Annotated in this window: 13 protein-coding genes; 4 read left to right on the forward strand and 9 right to left on the reverse strand. The window is 73.4% G+C overall.

Annotation, left to right across the window (positions count from 1 at the left end):
* Positions 1–39: 39 nt before the first annotated feature.
* The 3 genes from ACIQ9G_RS05960 to ACIQ9G_RS05970 are packed head-to-tail and all read left to right on the forward strand — an operon-like array spanning position 40 to position 2,590.
* Positions 40–1,476, forward strand: coding sequence for a S8/S53 family peptidase (locus ACIQ9G_RS05960; protein WP_403606960.1), 1,437 nt, complete (start codon positions 40–42; stop codon positions 1,474–1,476).
* Positions 1,477–1,535: 59 nt separating this feature from the next.
* Positions 1,536–2,111 (forward strand): sigma-70 family RNA polymerase sigma factor, encoded by a 576-nt coding sequence (locus ACIQ9G_RS05965; RefSeq protein WP_356183098.1) that lies wholly within the window; start codon positions 1,536–1,538, stop codon positions 2,109–2,111.
* On the forward strand, positions 2,108–2,590 hold the full coding sequence (locus ACIQ9G_RS05970) for a hypothetical protein (RefSeq protein WP_403606963.1): 483 nt from the start codon (positions 2,108–2,110) through the stop codon (positions 2,588–2,590). The genes ACIQ9G_RS05965 and ACIQ9G_RS05970 overlap by 4 nt, the downstream gene beginning before the upstream one ends.
* A gap of 54 nt (positions 2,591–2,644) precedes the next feature.
* On the opposite strand, the gene ACIQ9G_RS05975 is transcribed toward ACIQ9G_RS05970, so the two are convergent.
* From ACIQ9G_RS05975 to ACIQ9G_RS05985, 3 genes are all read right to left on the reverse strand, one after another.
* On the reverse strand, positions 2,645–6,487 hold the full coding sequence (locus ACIQ9G_RS05975; protein WP_403606965.1) for an amino acid adenylation domain-containing protein: 3,843 nt from the start codon (positions 6,485–6,487) through the stop codon (positions 2,645–2,647).
* Positions 6,484–7,452, reverse strand: a complete 969-nt coding sequence (locus tag ACIQ9G_RS05980; protein WP_403606967.1) for an EamA family transporter — start codon at positions 7,450–7,452, stop codon at positions 6,484–6,486. The genes ACIQ9G_RS05975 and ACIQ9G_RS05980 overlap by 4 nt, the downstream gene beginning before the upstream one ends.
* A gap of 108 nt (positions 7,453–7,560) precedes the next feature.
* The gene (locus ACIQ9G_RS05985; RefSeq protein ID WP_403606969.1) at positions 7,561–8,622 is read right to left on the reverse strand and encodes a PrpF domain-containing protein; all 1,062 of its coding nucleotides are present in this window, start codon (positions 8,620–8,622) and stop codon (positions 7,561–7,563) included.
* A 460-nt stretch (positions 8,623–9,082) separates the two neighbouring features.
* Here ACIQ9G_RS05985 and ACIQ9G_RS05990 point away from each other — a divergent pair, with 460 nt between their 5' ends.
* Positions 9,083–9,553, forward strand: coding sequence for a DoxX family protein (locus tag ACIQ9G_RS05990; RefSeq protein ID WP_403606971.1), 471 nt, complete (start codon positions 9,083–9,085; stop codon positions 9,551–9,553).
* A gap of 30 nt (positions 9,554–9,583) precedes the next feature.
* On the opposite strand, the gene ACIQ9G_RS05995 is transcribed toward ACIQ9G_RS05990, so the two are convergent.
* The 6 genes from ACIQ9G_RS05995 to ACIQ9G_RS06020 form a co-directional block, all read right to left on the reverse strand.
* On the reverse strand, positions 9,584–10,810 hold the full coding sequence (locus ACIQ9G_RS05995) for a cytochrome P450 (protein ID WP_403606973.1): 1,227 nt from the start codon (positions 10,808–10,810) through the stop codon (positions 9,584–9,586).
* A gap of 63 nt (positions 10,811–10,873) precedes the next feature.
* Positions 10,874–11,665: an N-formylglutamate amidohydrolase gene (locus ACIQ9G_RS06000; protein WP_403606975.1), complete on the reverse strand. Its 792-nt coding sequence runs from the start codon at positions 11,663–11,665 to the stop codon at positions 10,874–10,876.
* 220 nt (positions 11,666–11,885) lie between these two features.
* Entirely contained in the window at positions 11,886–14,105 is a 2,220-nt protein-coding gene (locus ACIQ9G_RS06005) for an NADP-dependent isocitrate dehydrogenase (protein ID WP_403606977.1), read from the reverse strand.
* Positions 14,106–14,441: 336 nt separating this feature from the next.
* Positions 14,442–15,539, reverse strand: coding sequence for a mechanosensitive ion channel family protein (locus ACIQ9G_RS06010; RefSeq protein ID WP_403606979.1), 1,098 nt, complete (start codon positions 15,537–15,539; stop codon positions 14,442–14,444).
* A gap of 420 nt (positions 15,540–15,959) precedes the next feature.
* Complete coding sequence (locus tag ACIQ9G_RS06015; RefSeq protein WP_403606981.1) at positions 15,960–16,724, reverse strand: crotonase/enoyl-CoA hydratase family protein; 765 nt, start codon at positions 16,722–16,724, stop codon at positions 15,960–15,962.
* A gap of 81 nt (positions 16,725–16,805) precedes the next feature.
* Entirely contained in the window at positions 16,806–19,193 is a 2,388-nt protein-coding gene (locus tag ACIQ9G_RS06020) for a trypsin-like peptidase domain-containing protein (RefSeq protein WP_403606985.1), read from the reverse strand.
* Positions 19,194–19,236 lie beyond the last annotated feature (43 nt).

The following is a 19,236-nucleotide window of genomic DNA, read 5'->3' on the forward strand; positions in this document are numbered from 1 at the left end:
ATCACACTGACGACCGCGGCCACAACGGGAGGACACGCCATGGCACCACAGCGATTCCACGAACAGTTCGACCAGGTCCAGCGCTCCATGCCCGGCGTCCCGCTGGCGATGGGACCGGACGACTCGGCGGAGTTCTTCTACGAGAAAGGGGTCGTCCTCGCCCGCGACGGCGAGGAGGCACGGCTGGTCGAGGACACCGTACGGACGCACTTCACCGAGGCGACCGGTCTGACCGCCGACCATGTGCGCCGGGCGGGCCCGGAGACCAACCGCACCGGCGTCACCCGTATCCAGGTCGGCGACCCCGGCCACGGCGACCGCGGCGGCGACCGGGCCGTGGCGCACGCGCTGCGGGCGCTGCGGACCCACGAAGGGCGCGCCGGACGGCGGCTGGTGAGCCGCAACCACGTGGTGTCCGTCGCGGTCAACGCCTGCCCCGGCGACGAGCCCGTGCCCGCCGCGCTCACCCAGGGCACCAATCCGGCGCCCGCCGGGACCGCCTACGACCCGGACGGCGCCGTCGGCGTCCTCGTCATCGACACCGGCCTCATGCACGACTACCGGTCGCTGCCGCTGCTCGCCCACGTCCAGGGCGACAGCCAGGTGCGGGAGTGCGACGACCAGGGGATCCTCCAGCAGTACGTCGGGCACGGCACGTTCATCGCCGGGCTGGTCGCCGCCGTCGCCCCGAGCACGGACATCACGGTGCGCGGCACCCTCAACGACGCCGGCGCCGTCCTGGAGTCCGAGTTCGGGCACAAGCTCTTCGAGGCGGTCGACGAGCACGGCTGGCCCGACCTCATCAGCCTGTCCGCCGGCACTTCCAACGGCCGCACCGACGGCCTGCTCGGCGTGCAGAGCTTCATGGAGGAACTGCGCGACCAGGGCACCCTGCTCGTGGCGGCGGCCGGCAACAACGCCAGCGCCACCCCCTTCTGGCCCGCCGCCTACGCCGACCTGCCCGACTTCGCCGACTCCGTGCTCTCCGTGGGCGCGCTGCGCGGCGACGGCGAGCACGGCGCCTGCTTCAGCAACCACGGGGCCTGGGTCAAGGTCTACGCCCCCGGTGAGCGGCTCACCAGCGCCCTCACCGGCTTCCAGGCGCCCGTACCGTACGTCTACCAGCACTCCACCTACGACGCCTGCCGGTTCGGCTTCACCTACGCCTGCACCTGCCAGTACCCGCGCCACACCGGTGTGTTGAGCGAGGGACGCGAGGCCGGCTCCGGCAAGGCGGACCAGGTGATGTTCGAGGGGTTCGCGCACTGGAGCGGGACCTCCTTCGCGACGCCCGTCGCCGCCGGCATGGTCGCGGCGCACATGACGGCGCACAAGGAGCGCGACCCGCGCGCGGCACGGCGCCGACTTCTGGAGACGAACACCGAGTACGCGGAGGTGCGCGGGGCGCACGTACCGGCGCTGCGCCCGCCCACGTGGCGCCCGGTTCCCGTCGTGCGGCTCGCTCCGCCGGCATGAGGGCCGAAGCCGTCCCCACCACGGCGTACGATGTCGTGCCGTACACGAGGGGTGGGGCCGTGGACCGTGCAGATGTCGGCGCGCTCGTCCAGTCCGCCGTCGACGGTGACGCGGCGGCCTGGAAAGCGCTGGTGGAAGGGCTGAGCCCGCTGGTGTGGTCCGTCGTGCGCGCGCACCGGCTCTCCGACGCCGACGGGCACGAGGTGTACCAGACCGTCTGGTTCCGCTTCGCCCAGCACCTCGGGCGGATCCGGGAGCCGCACAAGGCGGGCTCCTGGCTCGCGAGCACCGCGCGGCACGAGTGCCTGAAGACCATCCGCGGCCTGAGCCGGCTGACGGTGACGGACGACCCGCAACTGCTCGACCGGGTCAGCGAGGACCGTACGCCGGAGCAGTCGCTGCTCGACTCCGAGGAGGCCGCCGCGCAGAGCGAGCGGGTCCGCCGGCTGTGGCAGGAGTTCGAGGCACTCGGCGAGCGCTGCAGGCAGTTGCTGCGCGTCCTGATGGCCTCGCCACCGCCCAGCTACCAGGAGGTGTCCGCGGCGCTGGGCATCGCCGTGGGCAGCATCGGACCCCTGCGCCAGCGCTGCCTGCGGCGCCTGCGCGCACGACTCGACGCACGGGGGGCACTGTGAGCGACGACGACGGCGTCCTCGACGGGAACGCCCCGGACGAGGAGGAGTTCGACGTCGGACTCCTGGAGGAGGAACTGCGGGCGGCCACCGCCATCCTTGACCCGGTGCCCACCGCGCTGCGCCAACTGGCCGTCGAGGCGTACGCGTTGCACGACCTCGACACCCGCATCGCCGAGCTGACCTTCGACTCGCTGGTCGACGCCCTCCCGGTCAGGGGCGCCACGGACGTGCCGCGGATGCTGACCTTCCGCGCCGGTGAGCTGACCGTGGACGTCGAGGTCACCGAGGACGGGCTGCTCGGGCAGCTGATGCCGCCCCGGCCGGCCCGCATCGAGGTACTGAGCGGGCCCCATGCCGGCGTCCCGCTCACGGCCGACGAGCTGGGCCGCTTCACGGGCGACGCCCCGCCCGCCGGCCCGTTCGCGCTGCGGTTGCGGACCGGCGGGGACGTGGTGGTCACGGAGTGGCTGCGGGCCTGACGGGAGGGGGACGCCGCCGACGGCGATCGGCGGCGTCCCCCTCCCGGCACTCACTCACCCGCGGCCGCTCGGCCGGTCGTGGATCGCGGCGGCGAGTTCCGCGATGCCGTGTGGCCTCAGCACGCCGTAGTGGTCGCCCGTCAACCGCACGACGGCCGGCGGGGTGGCCGACCAGCCGGAGTGCGCCTCGATGAACGAGTAGTCGTCCCCGGTGGCCTTGAGGACGGTCACGGGTGCGTCCAGGCGCCGTTCGGCGAGTTCGCGGAACGTGTACTCGAACTCGTAGGTCTCCGCGACGACGCGCATGATGCGGCGGATCAACTGCTCGTCGAGTCCGGGCACCCGCTCCTGGACGAAGCCGACGAAGCCGGCCTCGTCCCGTGCGGCCGCGACACAGGCGTCCACGTCCGGGCCGCTGACGGTGCCGGTGAACACCGAGTACAGGATCGCCACGTACACCGGGTCGCGGTAGGACGCCTCGCGGCCGGAGCGCGCGCGGTCCGCCGGCCCGACCTCGGGGTTGCCGGGGCAGATCAGCAGCAGGTCGTCCACCCGGCGCCCGGACCGCTCGAGCTGCCAGGCGGCCTCGAAGGCGACGCGGGCACCGAAGGAGTAGCCCCACAGGGTGTAGGGGCCCTCGGGCTGGAGGCGCAGGATCTCCGCCACGTCCGCCGCGGCCATCTCGCGGATCGTCGGGTACGGCGTCTCACCGCTGTTGATGCCGTGCGCCTGGACGCCGAGGAACGGGCGGCCCGCGCCCGCCTCGCGGGCCAGCAGACGCAGGTTCATCGGGTAGCCGCCGAGCCCCGGCCAGCAGACCACCGGGCGGCCGGTGCCCTCGGCGTGCAGCGGGACCAGCCGCGAGGAGGGCGCGGCACCGTGGTCCTCGATACGGGCGGCGAGATCGGCGAGCCGCGGGCACTCGAAGACGACCTGGAGCGGCAGGCGCAGGCCGAACTCCCGGTTGACGCGGTTGACGAGCGCGACCGCGATCAGCGAGTTGCCGCCGGAGGCGAAGAAGTCGTCCTCCACGGACACGTCGTCGTACTTCAGCGCCTTCGCCCAGGCGTCGGCGAGCCACCGCTCCGCCGCGGTGGCGGGGGCGACGTAGGGCCTGCCGGTGTCGGTGGAGCGCACCTGGTCCAGGGCGGCCACGGCCTTCACGTCGACCTTCCCGTTGGCGGTGAGCGGCAGCCGGTCCAGCACCAGGACCCGGTTGGGGACCATGTAGTCGGGCAGCCGCTCGGCCAGGTCGTCGCGGATCATCTCGGCCGGGCCCTTCATGTGCACGGCGTCCTCGTTCATGCCCTCGTCGGCGATCTGCTCCTCGCCCACCTTGCCGCCGAGGAAGAAGTACGACGGGCCGGTGGGGATCGCGCAGGAGGCGAGGATGTCGTCCACGCGCCGTGCGGCGGGCAGCGGGTGGCCGGTCTTGGAGCTGTAGCCGGAGGACATGAGGCCGAGGTTCACGGCGTTGCGCTGGAGGTGGTGCAGTTTCGCGCCCATCGCGATGTACTCCAGCCACTCCTCGGGCGCGCGGCTCACGGCGGTCACGCCGAAGCTCGCCCGCTCGTACACCTGTTGGTTGATGGCGATGACGTGCTTGCCCAGGACGAGCGAGCCGGACACGCGCTCCAGGTCGCGGCCGGTCCACCGGTACTGTCCCGCGGGCAGCCCCGCGACGCGGTCCGGGTGCGACTGCACGTAGATCTCGGTGGGGTCGTGCGGGGCGAGGCCGTCGTTGCGGTCCACGGTGAAGCTGCCCAGGTAGTAGTCCTCGGCCGCGACGTCCAGGGCGTCCTTGACGGCGGGGCGGTGGGCGGCCGGGCGGATCGTCAGGCCGTACTCGGGCAGCATCTCCTCGAAGACGCCGAGCATGTGGCCCGCCTCGAACTCCAGCACCTCCCGGATGTTGTTCCTGTAGACGGGCTCTATGGCCCGCCTCTTCCCGACCAGGTGCACCGACAGCCGCGCGTCGGCGCTCGGCGGGGCGCCGGCGATCCGTACCAGGGTGTGGTCGGCGGGATGGTGGTAGTACACGCCGTCCGGCAGGCCGTCCAGACCGCTCGTCTCCAGGTACAGCTGCGTGGCGTACAGGGCGCCGGGGGAGGCGTAGGCGTACTTCGGCAGCAGCCGCTCCTCGCTGCGGAACTGGCCGAACCAGCGCAGCAGTTCACCGAGCTGGGCGAAGCTCAGATCGGCGAGGCTCCGGGAGAGCGTGCGGGCCGGACGCGGGGCGAGCAGGGCGAGGAGGTCGTCGCGCGTCACCGGGCCGCCGTCGAAGAAGCGGTACGTCTTGCGGGCGAACGTCTCCCGTCGCTGCCTGGTGGTCTCCCGCCGGCCCGGCAGGGGCACCACGGGCCGGCCGGCGAGTTCGGCCGCCTCCCGCAGGCCCGGGTTCGACAGCTGCGCCCTCACCTGGAGCTTGCTGGCCTTCGACTGGTGGTGCGCGCCGGCGTCGCCCTGGTCCATCAGAGCGGCCTCCTTCGCGTTCAGCTCGACGCACGCCAGCAGGTTGGTGGAGCCGGTGCGCGGGTCGTCCGCGGTGATCGCGGCGGCGCGGCGCACCCAGGTGTGCTCCTCGACGGCCAGGGCGATCTCGTCGAGCTCGACGCGGTAGCCGCGCAGCTTGATCTGGTTGTCGGTGCGGCCGGTGAACTGGATCGTGCCGTCGGGGTTCCAGTACGCCAGGTCCCCGGTCCGGTAGAGCCGCTCGGTCGGCACGAACGGCGAGGGGACGAACCGCTCCTCGGTCTGCTCGGGCCGGTCCAGGTAGCCGCGGGCCAGCTGGACGCCGCCGATGTACAGCTCACCGGTCTCCCCGATGTCCACCGGCGCCCGGTCATCGTCGAGGATGTAGCACTGGGTGTTGTCGACCGGCACGCCGATGGGGACCGAGCCGGCGCCCTCGCCGAGCGCGTCCGGGTCGACCAGGTGGGCGGTGGCGTTGATGGTGCACTCGGTCGGGCCGTACAGGTTCACCAGCGAGGCCCACGGGACCTGGTCGAGGAAGGTGCGCGCCAGCTGCCGGGAGAGCGCCTCGCCACCGGAGAAGACCCGGCGCAGGGTGGTGCACGAACCGAGCCGTTCCGTGTCGAGCAGGGCCTGCAGCAGCGTGGGCACGCACTGGAGCGTGGTCACCTCGTGCTCGGCGAGGGCGGCGAGCAGCGCCTCCGGATCGCGGTAGCTGCCGGGCGGGGCCATCACCACCCGGGCGCCGACCGCGGGGGCGAGGATCTCCCATTGCGCCGCGTCGAAGCTCATCGGCGTCTTCTGCAGCACGGTGGTGTGCGGGGTGAGGTGCCCGCACGTCTGCATCCACCGCATCTGGGACAGGACGCCGCGGTGTTCGATCAGCACGCCCTTGGGCCTGCCGGTGCTGCCGGAGGTGTAGATGACGTAGGCGAGGTCGGCCGGTGCGGGCGCCTGCGGCGCGGCGGCCGTGCCCGGCGCGGCGTCGGCCGGGGTGACGACGACGGTGCCGCGCGGGACGAGGTCGCGGAGCCGGGCGGCGAGGTGGTCCTGGGTGAGGACGACGCGGGTTCCGCTGTCCTCGATCATGTAGCGCAGCCGTTCCTCGGGGTACTCCGGGGACAGCGGCAGATAGGCGGCGCCACTGGACAGGATGCCCCACACGCCGGTCATGAGGTCCAGTGACGGTTCGGCGAACAGACCGACGCGAGCGTCGCGGGTCACGCCCAGCGCGTGCAGGCGCGAGGCCAACCGGGACGCGGCGGCGTCCAGTTCGCGGTAGGTGAGGCTTTCGGCGCCGCTGATGACGGCGGTGGCGGTGGGGCGCAGGGCGGCCTGCTCCCGCAGCAGGTCGGGCAGGCAACCGCCCGGGCGGAGGTCCCGGACGCGTACCGAGGGACGTGCGGTGGGCTGTGCAGTGTTCACGGTTTCCCCTTGACTGCGGGTTCGGTGTTCCGACCCGGCGCCGGTGACGGGCCGTCAGGCGGCAGCCCGGCGCGAGGTCCGGGCGATGCCTGGGCGAGCGCCGCGGCGGTGACCACCGCTGCGGCGCCGACGAGTTGGAGGGCCGTCAGGCCCTGGTCCAGGACGAGGTATCCGAGGACGGTGGCGGCGAGCGGACTGGCGAAGCCCAGGACCGAGACCGCCAGGGCAGGCAGCCGCCCGATGCCCCGGAACCAGACCGCGTAGGCGAGCAGCGCCCCGATCAGGCTCAGATACGCGAAGCCCGAGATGTTCGCGGCGGTGACGCGGGCGGGCAGCCCCTCGGCGGCCAGCGTGACCGGCGCGAGCAGCAGACCGCCCGCGGTGAGCTGCCAGCCGGTGAACGTCAGCAGGCTCACCCCCTCGGGCCGTCCCCAGCGTTTGGTGAGCACGACGCCGGCCGCCATGCTGACCGCCGCGGCGACCCCGGCGGCGAGGCCGGTGAGGTCCAGCCCGGCCCTGGGCGTGAGGGCGAGCAGCGCCACGCCCGCCACGCCGAGCAGGCAGGCGGCCACCTGCGCCGGACGGATCGGCTCCTTCAGCAGTACGGCGCCGAGCAGCAGCACGATCGCCGGCTGGACCGCGACCACCAGGGCCGCCACCCCGCCCGGCAGGTGGTAGGCGGCCACGAACAGCAGGTAGAAGAAGACGCCGATGTTCAGCGCCCCCAGTACCGCGGCACGCCACCACCAGGCGCCGCGCGGCAGTCCGCGGGCGACGGCGAGCAGGACCAGCCCGGCGGGCAGTGCCCGCACGGTGGAGGCCAGCAACGGCCGCCCGGGCGGCAGCAGTTCCGTGGTCACCAGGTACGTGCTGCCCCACACCGCCGGGGCGAGGGTGGTGAGGGCGATGTCGAAGGGGCGTGTCGGTCCGGGCGCGGGCAGGGGAGCGCGCGGAGCAGAGGGCATGGGTGGGTCGCCTGTCCGTCGGGGGTGGTGCCGCCGTCTTTTCGACCTTGTGTCAGAGAGAAATCCGTAGGTCAGCGGCCGTGCGCGCGGATGTGTGCGTGGCGGACGTCAGCGCAGGGCAAGAGACCGCCGGGCGTCCTGGGGCGTGAGCATCAGGTCGCGCAGGGGTTCCAGGAGGACGGGCCCTCCGTACCGGATCGTCCGGCGCCGCACGCGCGCTCGGTCGAGGGTCTCGTCCGCGCTGGTGCCGGACACCGCGAGGCGCACCACCGTGGTGCCGCCCGGGGTGTCGACGACGAGCTCGTCCGCCCGGCTCCAGCCCCGCGTGGCCAGCCGCTGGGCGACCGTGCCCTCGATCACCGCGGCGGCGGCCACGGTGATGGCGTCGGCCGGCGCGAGGGGCGCGGACTCGCCCGGGCCGGACGGGGGATCCGTCTCACCGGGGGCCGGCAGGGGCAGTACCGCCAGGCGCCGGTACTGGTACTGGCCCACCGCGGCGATCCCGGGGAACGCGCCGTCCTCCGGGAGCCCCAGCCGGCGGGCGGCAGCGCGGCGCAGACCGGCGAGCCGCCGCCGTACGGCCGAGTCGGCGGCGAACAGGGTTTCCTGGTCGTGCAGTCCGAGGTCGGCGGCGTCGACGAGCACATGCGGATTGCCGGCCGACACCACGGACACCGTCAGACCGTCCAGCTCCTCCTGAGGCGTCCCGGTCGGCAGCAGGTCCCGCAGCCGGCGCGGGGGCCGGTAGGCGAACTCCACGGCGAACGTGGCCGTGCGGCCGGTCCCGTCGACCTCGCACTCCACGCGGTCACCGGTGTTGAGGACCTTGACCCGCAGGGGGCGATCGGCGGTGTGGCGCGGCAGCCAGGCCAGGCGCCGTGCCACGGCGACCGAGCAGAGGATCGCGTGCCCGCAGCTGCCGCGCAGCGCGAAACGCGGCGAAGCGCCGGGCAGGTGGCGGGCGAACCGGTGGTCCAGATCGAACTCCGGGTCGGTGGACGGCTCGATCATCGCGATCGTCGTGATGTCGATCCCCTGTGCGGCCGCCAGCCAGTCACGGGCCAGGAGCAGCGCGGTGGCGAGTTCCCGCTCGTCGCAGGGCAGTGCCCTGCGGTCCAGCACGAGCGTCGGGTCGTCCTTTTCCGCCGTGTGGCACAGATGGCCGATCATCCGGTCCCTCCCTAGCTGGGGTCTGCCTCGGCCCTCCTCGGACGATGCCGTCGGAGCGGGAACCGGCCAGACGCGGTGGACCCGAGCAGGTCCTTTTGCAGCTTGGTTCGGGGTCGTCGCGGCTCACAACAACCGGCTGGTAAACGCGGGGGGAACCACGCGTTCGACAAGGTCAGAGGCGTGCTGACGGGCCGTTGGTGATCATGGTCACAGCGTTTCCGCCGCCTCGGCGAGCGGGGGTGACACCCGTCGGGAAGTGCTCTGACCTGGCCTGATCCCAGGCTTCGTCGGCTGTTCGCCCGATGGTCGTCCGCGCGTGGGGGCGCCGCGGGTAGCGTCCGGCGTCGGCCGGGGCGGGTGCCGTATCCCGGCGGCCGGATTCCACCGTCGTGTTCCGGCCGTTGACCGCGCCCGTCCCGCAAGTCCCTTGTTCCCCGTCCCCGTTGAAGGGCTGAAGCTCATGAACCGCTTCGTCGAACCCGCCGCGCTGAAGGCCGCCGGGCCCGTGCACTCCCTGGTCCGTATGGTCGTCGGCTTCCTGTTCGCCTGTCACGGCGCCGCGTCGCTGTTCGGAGTGCTGGGCGGAGCCTTCGGCACGCACGGCGGGACGGTCCAGTTCGGGGTCTGGCCCGACTGGTGGGCGGCCGCCATCCAGCTGGTCGGGGGGACCCTGGTGGCGCTCGGCCTGTTCACCCGGCCGGCCGCGCTGATCTGCTCGGGATCGATGGCGTACGCCTACTTCGCCGTGCACCAGCAGGTGGGCCTGCTGCCGCTCGAGAACAACGGGGAGCCGGCCGCCCTGTACGCCTGGATGTTCCTGCTGCTCGCCGCGTTCGGGCCCGGCCCGTGGGCGCTGGCGCGGCTGCTGCCGGCCGCCGGGCCGGAGGAGCGGCCGTCGGGCGTGGCCGACCCGGCCGCGGCGAACGCCTGAGTCCGGCGCCGCCGTGCGCGCCCGGCCGCCCTACCAGGTGACCGGCAGCGTCCGCGGACCGCGGATCATCGTCCTCCGGCGCCAGGCGACCTGGGCCGGGGGCACGGCGAGCCGCAGCCCCGGCAGCCGGTCGAGCAGGGTGTCGACGAGCAGTTCGGTCTGCAGCCGGGCGAGCACGGCGCCGGTGCAGTAGTGCGGCCCGTTGCCGAAGGACAGATGCGGGTTGGGGTCGCGGTCGGGGTCGATGCGGTCCGGGTCCGGGAAGACGTCCGGGTCGCGGTTGGCGGCCAGGTAGGAGACGTAGACCGGGTCGCCGGCGCCGATGCGGACCCCGTGCAGCTCCACGTCCTCCAGCGCCACGCGGGCCAGGCCCACGGTGCTGCGGTGCGGGATGTGGCGCAGCAGTTCGTCCAGCACCGGTCCGCGGGCCTCGGGCCGCTCCCGCATCCGCGCCATCAGCTCCGGCCGGGTCAGCAGCAGGTACAGCATCTGGCCGCAGTTGTGGGTGACGGCCTCCCCGCCGATCTGCAGCGGCCCCGCGAGCCCGACGGCCTCCTCCAGGCTGATGTCGCCCCGGCCGACGGCGGCGCCGAGCAGCGACAGGACGTCCTCGGCGCGGCTGTCGCGGCGGGCGCCGATGGTGTCGGCGATCCACGCGTACATGCCCTGCTTGGCGTGGTCGGCGGCCTCGGCTCCGCCGCTCATGGAGATGATCTGCCGGGTCCAGGCGTGCACCCGCTCCCGCTCGGCGGCCGGAACGCCCATCAACTCGCTCACCACCGCCAGCGGGAACGGTTCGAGCACCCGCTCGACCAGATCGGCCGGCGGCCCGTCCCGCAGGACCCCGTCGACCAGTCCGTCGAGCATCTCCTGCGCCCGGGGCCGCAGCCGCTTCATCGCGCTGACCGTGAAGGCGGCGGAGACCGGCTTGCGCAGCCGGTTGTGGTCGGGCTGGTCGGCCCAGGCGAGCGAGCCCGGACGCGGCGCGAAGTGCGGGGCGAGCCGGGTCACCTGACGCCGGGTGACCTCGGCCCGGCTGAAGCGCGGGTCGTTCGTGATCAGCTTGACGTCGTCGTAGCGGGTGGCGAGCCATGCCCAGCCCTCGCCGTGCGGCAGGCGGATGCGGGTGATCGGGCCCTCGCGCATCAGGCCGGCGAGGACCGGATCGAACTCCGTGCCCTCCAGATCGAGCGCGGGCCAGTCCCTCACGGGGGGCGGTTCCGCCCGGTCGGCCGGGGCAGTGATCTCCTGCGTCATACAGTCACCCTCCCCTCGCCCGGCCCGGTTGTCGCGCCGGAGTGCTCCAGCCGGAGGTCGGCCTCAGACGCCGTCGACCAGCTCGGCCAGTGCCGCCGCGAGCCGGGAGAGCCCCGGACCCGCCGGACCGCCCGGCTCGGTCATGTACATGTCCCGCCGGATCTCCACCATCAGCGCGCCGACCCGGGCGTCGCCGCCGTGGAAGTCCAGCGGGACGTAGGTACCGGCGAACGGGCTGTCCAGCCCCGTCTCCCCGCACCGCGCGAAGGCCTTGCGGGCCAGCTCCGCCAGTCCGGGCGGGGTGTGGAAGGCGTCGGTGCCCAGGCAGACCGGCGGCCGGGGACCCGCACCGTGCAGCTCGTAGGGCAGGGCGGCCGTGGGGTAGGAGTGGACGTCGATGACGACGGCGCGCCCGGTGGCGGCCAGCCGGTCGGCCACCGCCTGCGTCATCGCCCGCGCGTACGGGCGGAAGTAGCGCTCCACCAGCGGCTCGGCGTCGGTGTCGTCAGGCCGCAGGACGGCGCCGTGCGTGGTCCGTGTGTACACCGCGCCCATGCCGGCCGCGAGCATCTCCTCCCGCTCGTCGGGGAACCGCTCCGGGTCGACGACCAGCCGCGACAGCCGGTTCACGAACCGCCAGGGGGTCACGGCGGACAGGGCCGCGGCCGCTTCGGCGAGTTCGGCGGTGTGCGCGTCGGTGATGTGGTCGAGCTCCCGCGCCAGCGCCCCGTCGTCCAGCGCGATTCCCGCGCGCACCGCGGCGGGGATCTCCCGCGCCGAGTGGGGCACATGCAGGATCACCGGCGACTGGGCGGCACCGGGCAGCAGGGCGAAGGACGGTACGGCGTCGGGCACGGGGTTGCTCCTGTCGCTCCCCGTGTCTCCACGGGGATCTCGGTTCCATGGCGCCTTGATCTTGGCGCACACCACTGACAAGGACGGGGCCCGCGCCCCGCTTCCAGCGGTACCCACCGCGACACACCGCCGACACCGAACGACTCCGCCCCGGCCGGCGGGGTGCCGGTCGGGGCGGAGTCGTGCCGGTCGGGCCGTCGGGCCCGGTGGGCGGGGTGCGTCAGCTCAGGGACGCCAGCGCCTCGTTCCAGGTGGCCGAGGGGCGCATGACCGCGGCGGCCTTGGCCGGGTCGGGCTGGTAGTAGCCGCCGATGTCGGCCGGCTCGCCCTGGACGGCGATCAGCTCGTCGACGATCCGCTGCTCGTTGGCGGCGAGGGTCTCGGCGAGCGGGGCGAACGCCTTGGCCAGGTCGGCGTCGTCGGTCTGCGCGGCCAGCTCCTGCGCCCAGTACAGGGACAGGTAGAAGTGGCTGCCGCGGTTGTCGATGCCGCCGACGCGACGGGTCGGGGACTTGTCCTCGTTGAGGAAGGACGCCGTGGCCTTGTCGAGGGTGTCGGCGAGGACCTTGGCGCGGCTGTTGCCGGTGGCCTCGGCGTACTGCTCGAAGGACGGCACCAGGGCGAAGAACTCGCCCAGGGAGTCCCAGCGCAGGTAGTTCTCCTTGACCAGCTGCTGGACGTGCTTCGGCGCGGAGCCACCGGCGCCCGTCTCGAACAGGCCGCCACCCGCCATCAGCGGGACGACCGACAGCATCTTGGCGCTGGTGCCCAGCTCCAGGATCGGGAACAGGTCGGTCAGGTAGTCGCGCAGCACGTTGCCGGTGACGGAGATGGTGTTCTCGCCGCGGCGGATGCGCTCCACGGACAGCTTGGTGGCCTCCACCGGGGACAGGATGCGGATGTCCAGGCCCTCGGTGTCGTGCTCCGGCAGGTACGCGTGGACCTTGGCGATCAGGTTGGCGTCGTGGGCGCGGGTCTCGTCCAGCCAGAAGACCGCCGGGTCGCCGGTGGCGCGGGCGCGGGTGACGGCGAGCTTGACCCAGTCGCGGATCGGGTCGTCCTTGGTCTGGCAGGCGCGGAAGATGTCGCCGGCCGAGACGGTCTGCTCGATCACGGCGTCGCCGGCCTGGTCGACCAGGCGGACCGTGCCGGTGACCGGGATCTCGAAGGTCTTGTCGTGGCTGCCGTACTCCTCGGCCTTCTGCGCCATGAGACCGACGTTCGGGACCGAGCCCATGGTGGACGGGTCGTAGGCGCCGTGGGCGCGGCAGTCGTCGATCACGGCCTGGTAGACGCCCGCGTAGCTGGAGTCCGGCAGCACCGCGAGGGTGTCGTGCTCCTGGCCGTCCGGGCCCCACATGTGGCCGGAGGTGCGGATCATGGCCGGCATGGACGCGTCGACGATCACGTCGGAGGGGACGTGCAGGTTGGTGATGCCCTTGTCGGAGTCGACCATGGCCAGCTCCGGGCCCTCGGCCAGCTCGGCGTCGAAGGAGGCCTTGATCGCGGCGCCCTCGGGCAGGTTCTCCAGGCCCTTGTAGATGCCGCCCAGGCCGTCGTTCGGGGTCAGGCCGGCCTTGGCGAGCGCCTCGCCGTACTGCGCGAAGGTCTTCGGGAAGAAGGCGCGCACCACGTGGCCGAAGACGATCGGGTCGGAGACCTTCATCATCGTGGCCTTCAGGTGCACGGAGAAGAGCACGCCCTCCTGCTTGGCGCGGGCGACCTGCTCGGTGAGGAACTCGCGCAGCGCGGCGACGCGCATGACGGAGGCGTCGACGACCTCGCCCGCGCGGACGGGCACGGACTCGCGCAGCACGGTGGTGGAGCCGTCGTCGCCGACCAGCTCGATGCGCAGGGCGCCGTCCTCGGCGATGACGGCGGACTTCTCGGTGGAGCGGAAGTCGTTCTGGCCCATGGTCGCCACATTGGTCTTGGACTCGGCGGTCCAGGCGCCCATGCGGTGCGGGTGGGTCTTGGCGTAGTTCTTGACCGACGCGGGGGCGCGGCGGTCGGAGTTGCCCTCACGCAGGACCGGGTTCACCGCGGAGCCCTTGACCTTGTCGTAGCGGGCGCGGATCTCGCGCTCCTCGTCGCTCTTCGGGTCGTCCGGGTAGCCCGGCAGCGCGTAGCCCTGGCCCTGCAGCTCGGCGATCGCGGCCTTCAGCTGCGGGATCGAGGCCGAGATGTTCGGCAGCTTGATGATGTTGGCCTCGGGCGTCTTGGCGAGCTCGCCCAGCTCGGACAGCGCGTCGGGGATCCGCTGGTCCTCGTTCAGGTACTCCGGGAACAGCGCGATGATGCGCCCGGCCAGCGAGATGTCACGGGTCTCGACGGCGACACCGGCCTGCGAGGCGTAAGCCCGGACCACCGGCAGGAAGGAATACGTCGCCAGGGCCGGGGCCTCGTCAGTGTGTGTGTAGATGATGGTCGAGTCAGTCACCGGGTGCTCCGCTCCACGTCTGCAACATTGCTCGACATCAAGATATCTCGTGACCGACCCCGGCTCGACAGGGGTCCGCGCCGGACCGGCCCCGGGACGCCCGGTGGATCACCCGCGCCGCCCCGCACACCGGCGGGAACGGCCGCCATCAGGACGTCCCGGCCCCTCGACGTGCGGAGACCGTCGGCCGCTGCCGCTGCCGCTGCCGCTGCCGCTGCCGCAGTCCGAGCCGCGCGGCGCTGCGGCCGGCGGCCCCGGCGCGGTGGCCGGGGCCGCCGGCACCGCACCGGGCGCACCGGGCGCACCGGGCGCACCTGACGCACCGGGCCTGCCGCGTCAGCCGACGACGGTCGACCCCGTCGTCGCGTCCTCGCCGCTGCGCTGCTGCGGGATGACGGCCTGGGCCGCTCCCTGCTGCAGCGCCACCGTCCGCGTGGGCGCCGGGATGCGGATGCCCTCCTCGCGGTAGCGCCGGTGGAGGCGCTTGATGAACTCGTGCTTGATCCGGTACTGGTCGCTGAACTCGCCGACGCCCAGGATGACCGTGAAGCCGATGCGGGAGTCGCCGAAGGTGTGGAACCGGACGGCCGGCTCGTGCTCGGGCACGGCGCCGGTGATCTCGGTCATCACCTGGGCGACCACCTCCGTGGTCACCCGCTCCACCTGCTCCAGGTCGCTCTCGTAGCCGACCCCCACCTGCACCAGGACCGTCAGCTGCTGCTCGGGCCGGGTGAAGTTGGTCATGTTCGTCTTCGCCAGCTGCCCGTTGGGGATGACCACCAGGTTGTTGGAGAGCTGGCGGACCGTCGTCTGGCGCCAGTTGATGTCCTCGACGTAGCCCTCCTCGCCCGTGCTCAGCCGGATGTAGTCGCCGGGCTGCACGGTCTTGGAGGCGAGGATGTGGACGCCCGCGAAGAGGTTCGCGAGGGTGTCCTGAAGGGCGAGCGCGACCGCCAGACCGCCCACGCCCAGGGCGGTGAGCAGCGGCGCGATGGAGATGCCCAGGGTCTGCAGGACCACCAGGAACCCGATCGCCAGGACCAGGATCCGGGTGATGTTGACGAAGATCGTGGCCGACCCGGCGACGCCGGAGCGGGACACGGTGACCGTCCGCACCAGGCCGGCGACCACGCGGGCCGCGGAGAGCGTCACCACGAAGATGAGCAGCACGGTGAGGATCTGGTTGGTGTGGTGCTGGACCGTCCGCGTCAGCGGCAGCACCGCGGCGGCGGACGCCGCGCCGCCCGCGATCGCCGCCCACGGCACCACCGTGCGCAGCGCGTCCACGATGACGTCGTCGCCGCTCCACCGGGTGCGCTTGGCGTGCTTGCCCAGCCAGCGGAGCACGGCGCGCGACAGGAACGCCGCCACCAGGCCCGCGGCCAGGGCGATGCCGGAGAGGATCAGGTCGTCCAGGGTCAGCGTGCGGTTCACCGGTCACCTCCGGTGGGACGATCTGCGGCGCACGGGGCCGCCGACGGCCGGATGTGAGATTGCGTCACGTTGTCACCTGCTCGATTGCGGGATGTGCGAACGCGTGGCCGCCGGACCCCCCGCGAGGAGAGCCGACGGCCGGCGCGATCGTTCATCCTGCCGTATCCGGCACGGCAGTTCGTACCGGGACCGGCGCGGGGTGAGGGCCGGTCAGACGATTCCCTCGGCCGGTTCGGCCTGGTCCCGGTCGCTGCCGTAGGCGGCCGCGGTGGGTGTTCCGTACGAACGGCGGGCGACGTACCACCACACAGCCCAGGTGCCACGGCCCCGGCCGGAAGCGGTCGCCCGCGGGTCGATCCCGGGGGCGGGCCGGTGCGGATCACGGTCGGCCGAGGCTGACGCGCGTGTCCCGGCGCGGTCTCACTCGTCGGTGAACGAGCCGTGCCGCCCCGCCCCCGCGGCGAACCGCGCGGCCCCCTCCAGACCCCGGTCCAGTACGCCCCTGCCGTGGCGCAGCTCGCCCAGCAGCGCCTCGGACTCGTCCCGGCCCTCCTGCTCCAGCACCGAGGCGCGGTCGGAGCGCAGGCAGTCCTGAGGGAACCGGGCGATCGCGGCGGCCAGTTCCTCGGCCTCGGCGCGGGCCCGCCCGGTGGGCACGACGCGGTTGGCCAGCCCCATCTCGCAGGCCTCGCGGGCCGGGACCGGACGTCCGGTGAGGATCATGTCCAGGGCGCGGCTCGTGCCGATCAGCCGGGGCAGCCGTACCGTGCCGCCGTCGATCAGGGGCACGCCCCAGCGGCGGCAGAACACGCCGAACACGGCGTCCTCCTCCGCGACCCGCAGATCGCACCAGAGCGCCAGCTCCAGCCCCCCGGCCACGGCGTGCCCCGCCACCGCCGCGATCACCGGCTTCGACAGCCGCATCCGCGTCGGCCCCATCGGCCCGTCCCCGTCCTCCGCGACCCGGTTGCCCCGATCGGTCCCGATCGCCTTCAGGTCCGCCCCCGCGCAGAACGTGCCGCCCTCGCCCCACAGCACCGCCACCCGGGCCTCGGCGTCGGCCTCGAACGCCCTGAAGGCGTCGGCGAGTTCGGCGGCGGTCGGCCCGTCCACGGCATTGCGGGCGGCGGGCCGGGAGAGGACGACCGTGGTGACAGGGCCCTGACGCTCGATGCGCACCGGCATGGGGAGTCCCTTTCGTCGGGTGGGGGCAGCACGCTACCCCCGTGCCCGCCGTGATTCCCCGCGCGGGCCCCGCGTGCGGGCTCAGAGGCCGCCCAGGTCGGGGAATCCGGGGCCCTCCCTCGGCCTGGTGGGGTGCGGGTCGAGGTGGGGCTCGGGGTCGGGGTCGGGGCCGGTCCAGTGGGTGGTGCGGGGAGGCGCGGAGGTGTGGAGGCCGTCGAAGGCGTCGTCCTCGAACTCGTCCACTTGCCAAGCAGTGCCCGGCGTGCCGCCCGGCCGTGGGCCGGGCGGCCTGCCGCCGGGCGGGAGCGGGTCGTCCGGGTCGCCGGGTCCACCCGGGCCATCCGGATCGCCGGGGCTTACAAAGGCGTCCGGCGCCTCCGGTTCGTCCGGGGGCGGCCAGTCCCCCAGCAGGTCGTCCAGGCGGTCGGCCACCTCCCACCGGTCGGCCCGTTCCTCTGGCGACAGGGTCGTCCCCGCCCCGCGAATCGCGTCCCGGACCCCGCCCAGCCACGCGACCGGGTCTTCGGCCGCGGGTGCCGCCAAGGCGGCGGCGAGACCCAGGCCGACAGGCGAGTCCGCCACCGAGTCCCTTGCGACATCGGCCAGATGGGGGCGGCGGGAGGCGCCCAGCAGCAGCGTCTCCAGACCGCGCCTGCGCTGATGGAGGTTCAGCTCCGGGGCGGTGAGGACCGAGCGGGTCAGGCCCCGGTCCTGAAGCTCGGCCGTTCCGATCAGATGGGCGGACAGGGCGTGCGGGCCGAGGCGGCCCCACTCGGCGTCGTGGGAGGGGTACAGGCTCTTCAGCAGATGGTGCAGCAGGCTCAGCCGCTCGGGGTCCGCCTGGTCCGTTCCCCAGTGCCGGTAGTGCGCCTGCCGTCCCGCCGCGACCGCGGCCGCGGCCTCCCGGACGTCCCGCCCGCCGACCAGCGCCTGCGTGACGACGAGCGACCGGACGAGGCGGCGGGTCTCGGGAGTGACCGGCAGCCCGAACACCTCCGCGCCACGCATCCAGTAGCGCGCCTCGCGGTCCAGGACCACCTGGTACGGCCGGATCGCACGCTGCTCGTCACTTCGCTCGAACGCGCTGATCGCGGCCGCGCACGCCGTCAGGCCGAGGGAGAACGGGTCCCGGTCGCCGGTGGGGGGCAACGCGTCAAGGGTCGGGGCGATCAGGTCGTAGAACGGGCTGCCGCCGTACAGCCGTTCCGCGAAGGCGCGCGCCGCTTCGCCCAGAAAACGGCCCTCCGGCTCGGTGCCGCCCGGCTCAAGTTCCCCTAGGGCGAGCACATTTCCGTCGTCCGAGAGGAGCCCCTTGTTGCGGCACTGACCGACCACCTCCTCCCGCCACACCGCCCCGTTCCGGCACAGCAGGAGGAGCCTCACCCGGACACGGCGCCGGTAACCCGCAAGTTCCGCCAGGAGCAGTTTTCGCCAGGCCGGTCGCGTCTCCGCGTAGTCGACGACCAGCAGGAGGTGGCGGGCGCTGGTGGTGAGAGGGTGCAGGGCGGGGGCCGGCGAGGCGTCCGGGGGTTCGGTGCGCAGGAACGCCGTCACCCACCCGTGGCCGAGGCGCCGTCCGATCTCGACGGCGAGCCGCGTCTTGCCGGCGCCCATCGGGCCCGTGACCATCATGACGTCGACGGCGCAGTCCGAAGTGGCCCACCCGGTGAGCCGTTCGAGGGCCGCCTCGCGTCCCCGGAACGGCACCGTGCGGGTGCGGGGGTGAAGGAGGTGGGAGACCGACGGCGCGTTGTCGTTCGCCGCCGTGAGAGAGCGCGGCGCGGGACACGGCGGGGCCTCCGCCAGCGGTTCGAGCTCGACCGATTCGAGCTCTGGCACCGTCCCGCCGGCCGTTCGCAGCGCGTCCTGGAAACCCTCGTCCCGCAGCAGCAGGCAGACCGGTACGGCGTTGACCCGCGAGGCGTGGAACCCGTCGGGGACGCTGCGCAGGACGGCGGTGAGGAGCGGTCCGCAGAACACGGCCGCGCCGGACATTCCGCTCCAGTCCCGGCGGCGTTGCAACGGCGTCAGGTTGATCTGGTAGCGGCGACTGAACCTCAGGGTGCAGGCGTCGACGGTTCCGGCCACGCCCATCGAGTCCCGGCCGCGCGGCGTCGCCTGCACCTGAGGAAAGCCCAAGACCCCGCACCGGACGGGGTGTTGTGGATCCGCGCCGGTGAGTTCCCCGAAGCGGACCGGGCCGCCCGGCGGGGGATCGGCCGCCACGGCGAGCAGCGCGGCGTCCAGGTCGCCGTCGTACCAGACCACGCGGGCCGCGGTCCAGTCGGCACCCTCCCGCATGTACCGGACCTCGACCGACGGCGGACCACCGCCTGCGTCACGCTCCGCCAGGATGTGCCCCGCGGTGAGCACCAGCCCCGTGGCGATCTCGTACCCCGATCCGTAGGATCCCCCGCCCTCACCGGTGTCGTTCCAGACCTCCACGACGCAGGTCGCGTCGAACGCCATGACGTTCCCCCTCGGCCTCGATCCGCCCTGGGCCGCGACCCCG

Origin of the sequence: Streptomyces sp. NPDC096152 (assembly GCF_044763235.1) — a bacterium.
GTDB lineage: Bacteria > Actinomycetota > Actinomycetes > Streptomycetales > Streptomycetaceae > Streptomyces.

Excerpts from the sequence above, each read along its gene's own strand:
- ACIQ9G_RS05960 (WP_403606960.1), top strand. The coding sequence starts at position 40 with ATGGCACCACAGCGATTCCACGAACAGTTCGACCAGGTCCAGCGCTCC.
- ACIQ9G_RS05980 (WP_403606967.1), bottom strand. The coding sequence starts at position 7,452 with ATGCCCTCTGCTCCGCGCGCTCCCCTGCCCGCGCCCGGACCGACACGC.
- ACIQ9G_RS05985 (WP_403606969.1), bottom strand. The coding sequence starts at position 8,622 with ATGATCGGCCATCTGTGCCACACGGCGGAAAAGGACGACCCGACGCTC.
- ACIQ9G_RS05990 (WP_403606971.1), top strand. The coding sequence starts at position 9,083 with ATGAACCGCTTCGTCGAACCCGCCGCGCTGAAGGCCGCCGGGCCCGTG.
- ACIQ9G_RS05995 (WP_403606973.1), bottom strand. The coding sequence starts at position 10,810 with ATGACGCAGGAGATCACTGCCCCGGCCGACCGGGCGGAACCGCCCCCC.
- ACIQ9G_RS06015 (WP_403606981.1), bottom strand. The coding sequence starts at position 16,724 with ATGCCGGTGCGCATCGAGCGTCAGGGCCCTGTCACCACGGTCGTCCTC.
- ACIQ9G_RS06020 (WP_403606985.1), bottom strand. The coding sequence starts at position 19,193 with ATGGCGTTCGACGCGACCTGCGTCGTGGAGGTCTGGAACGACACCGGT.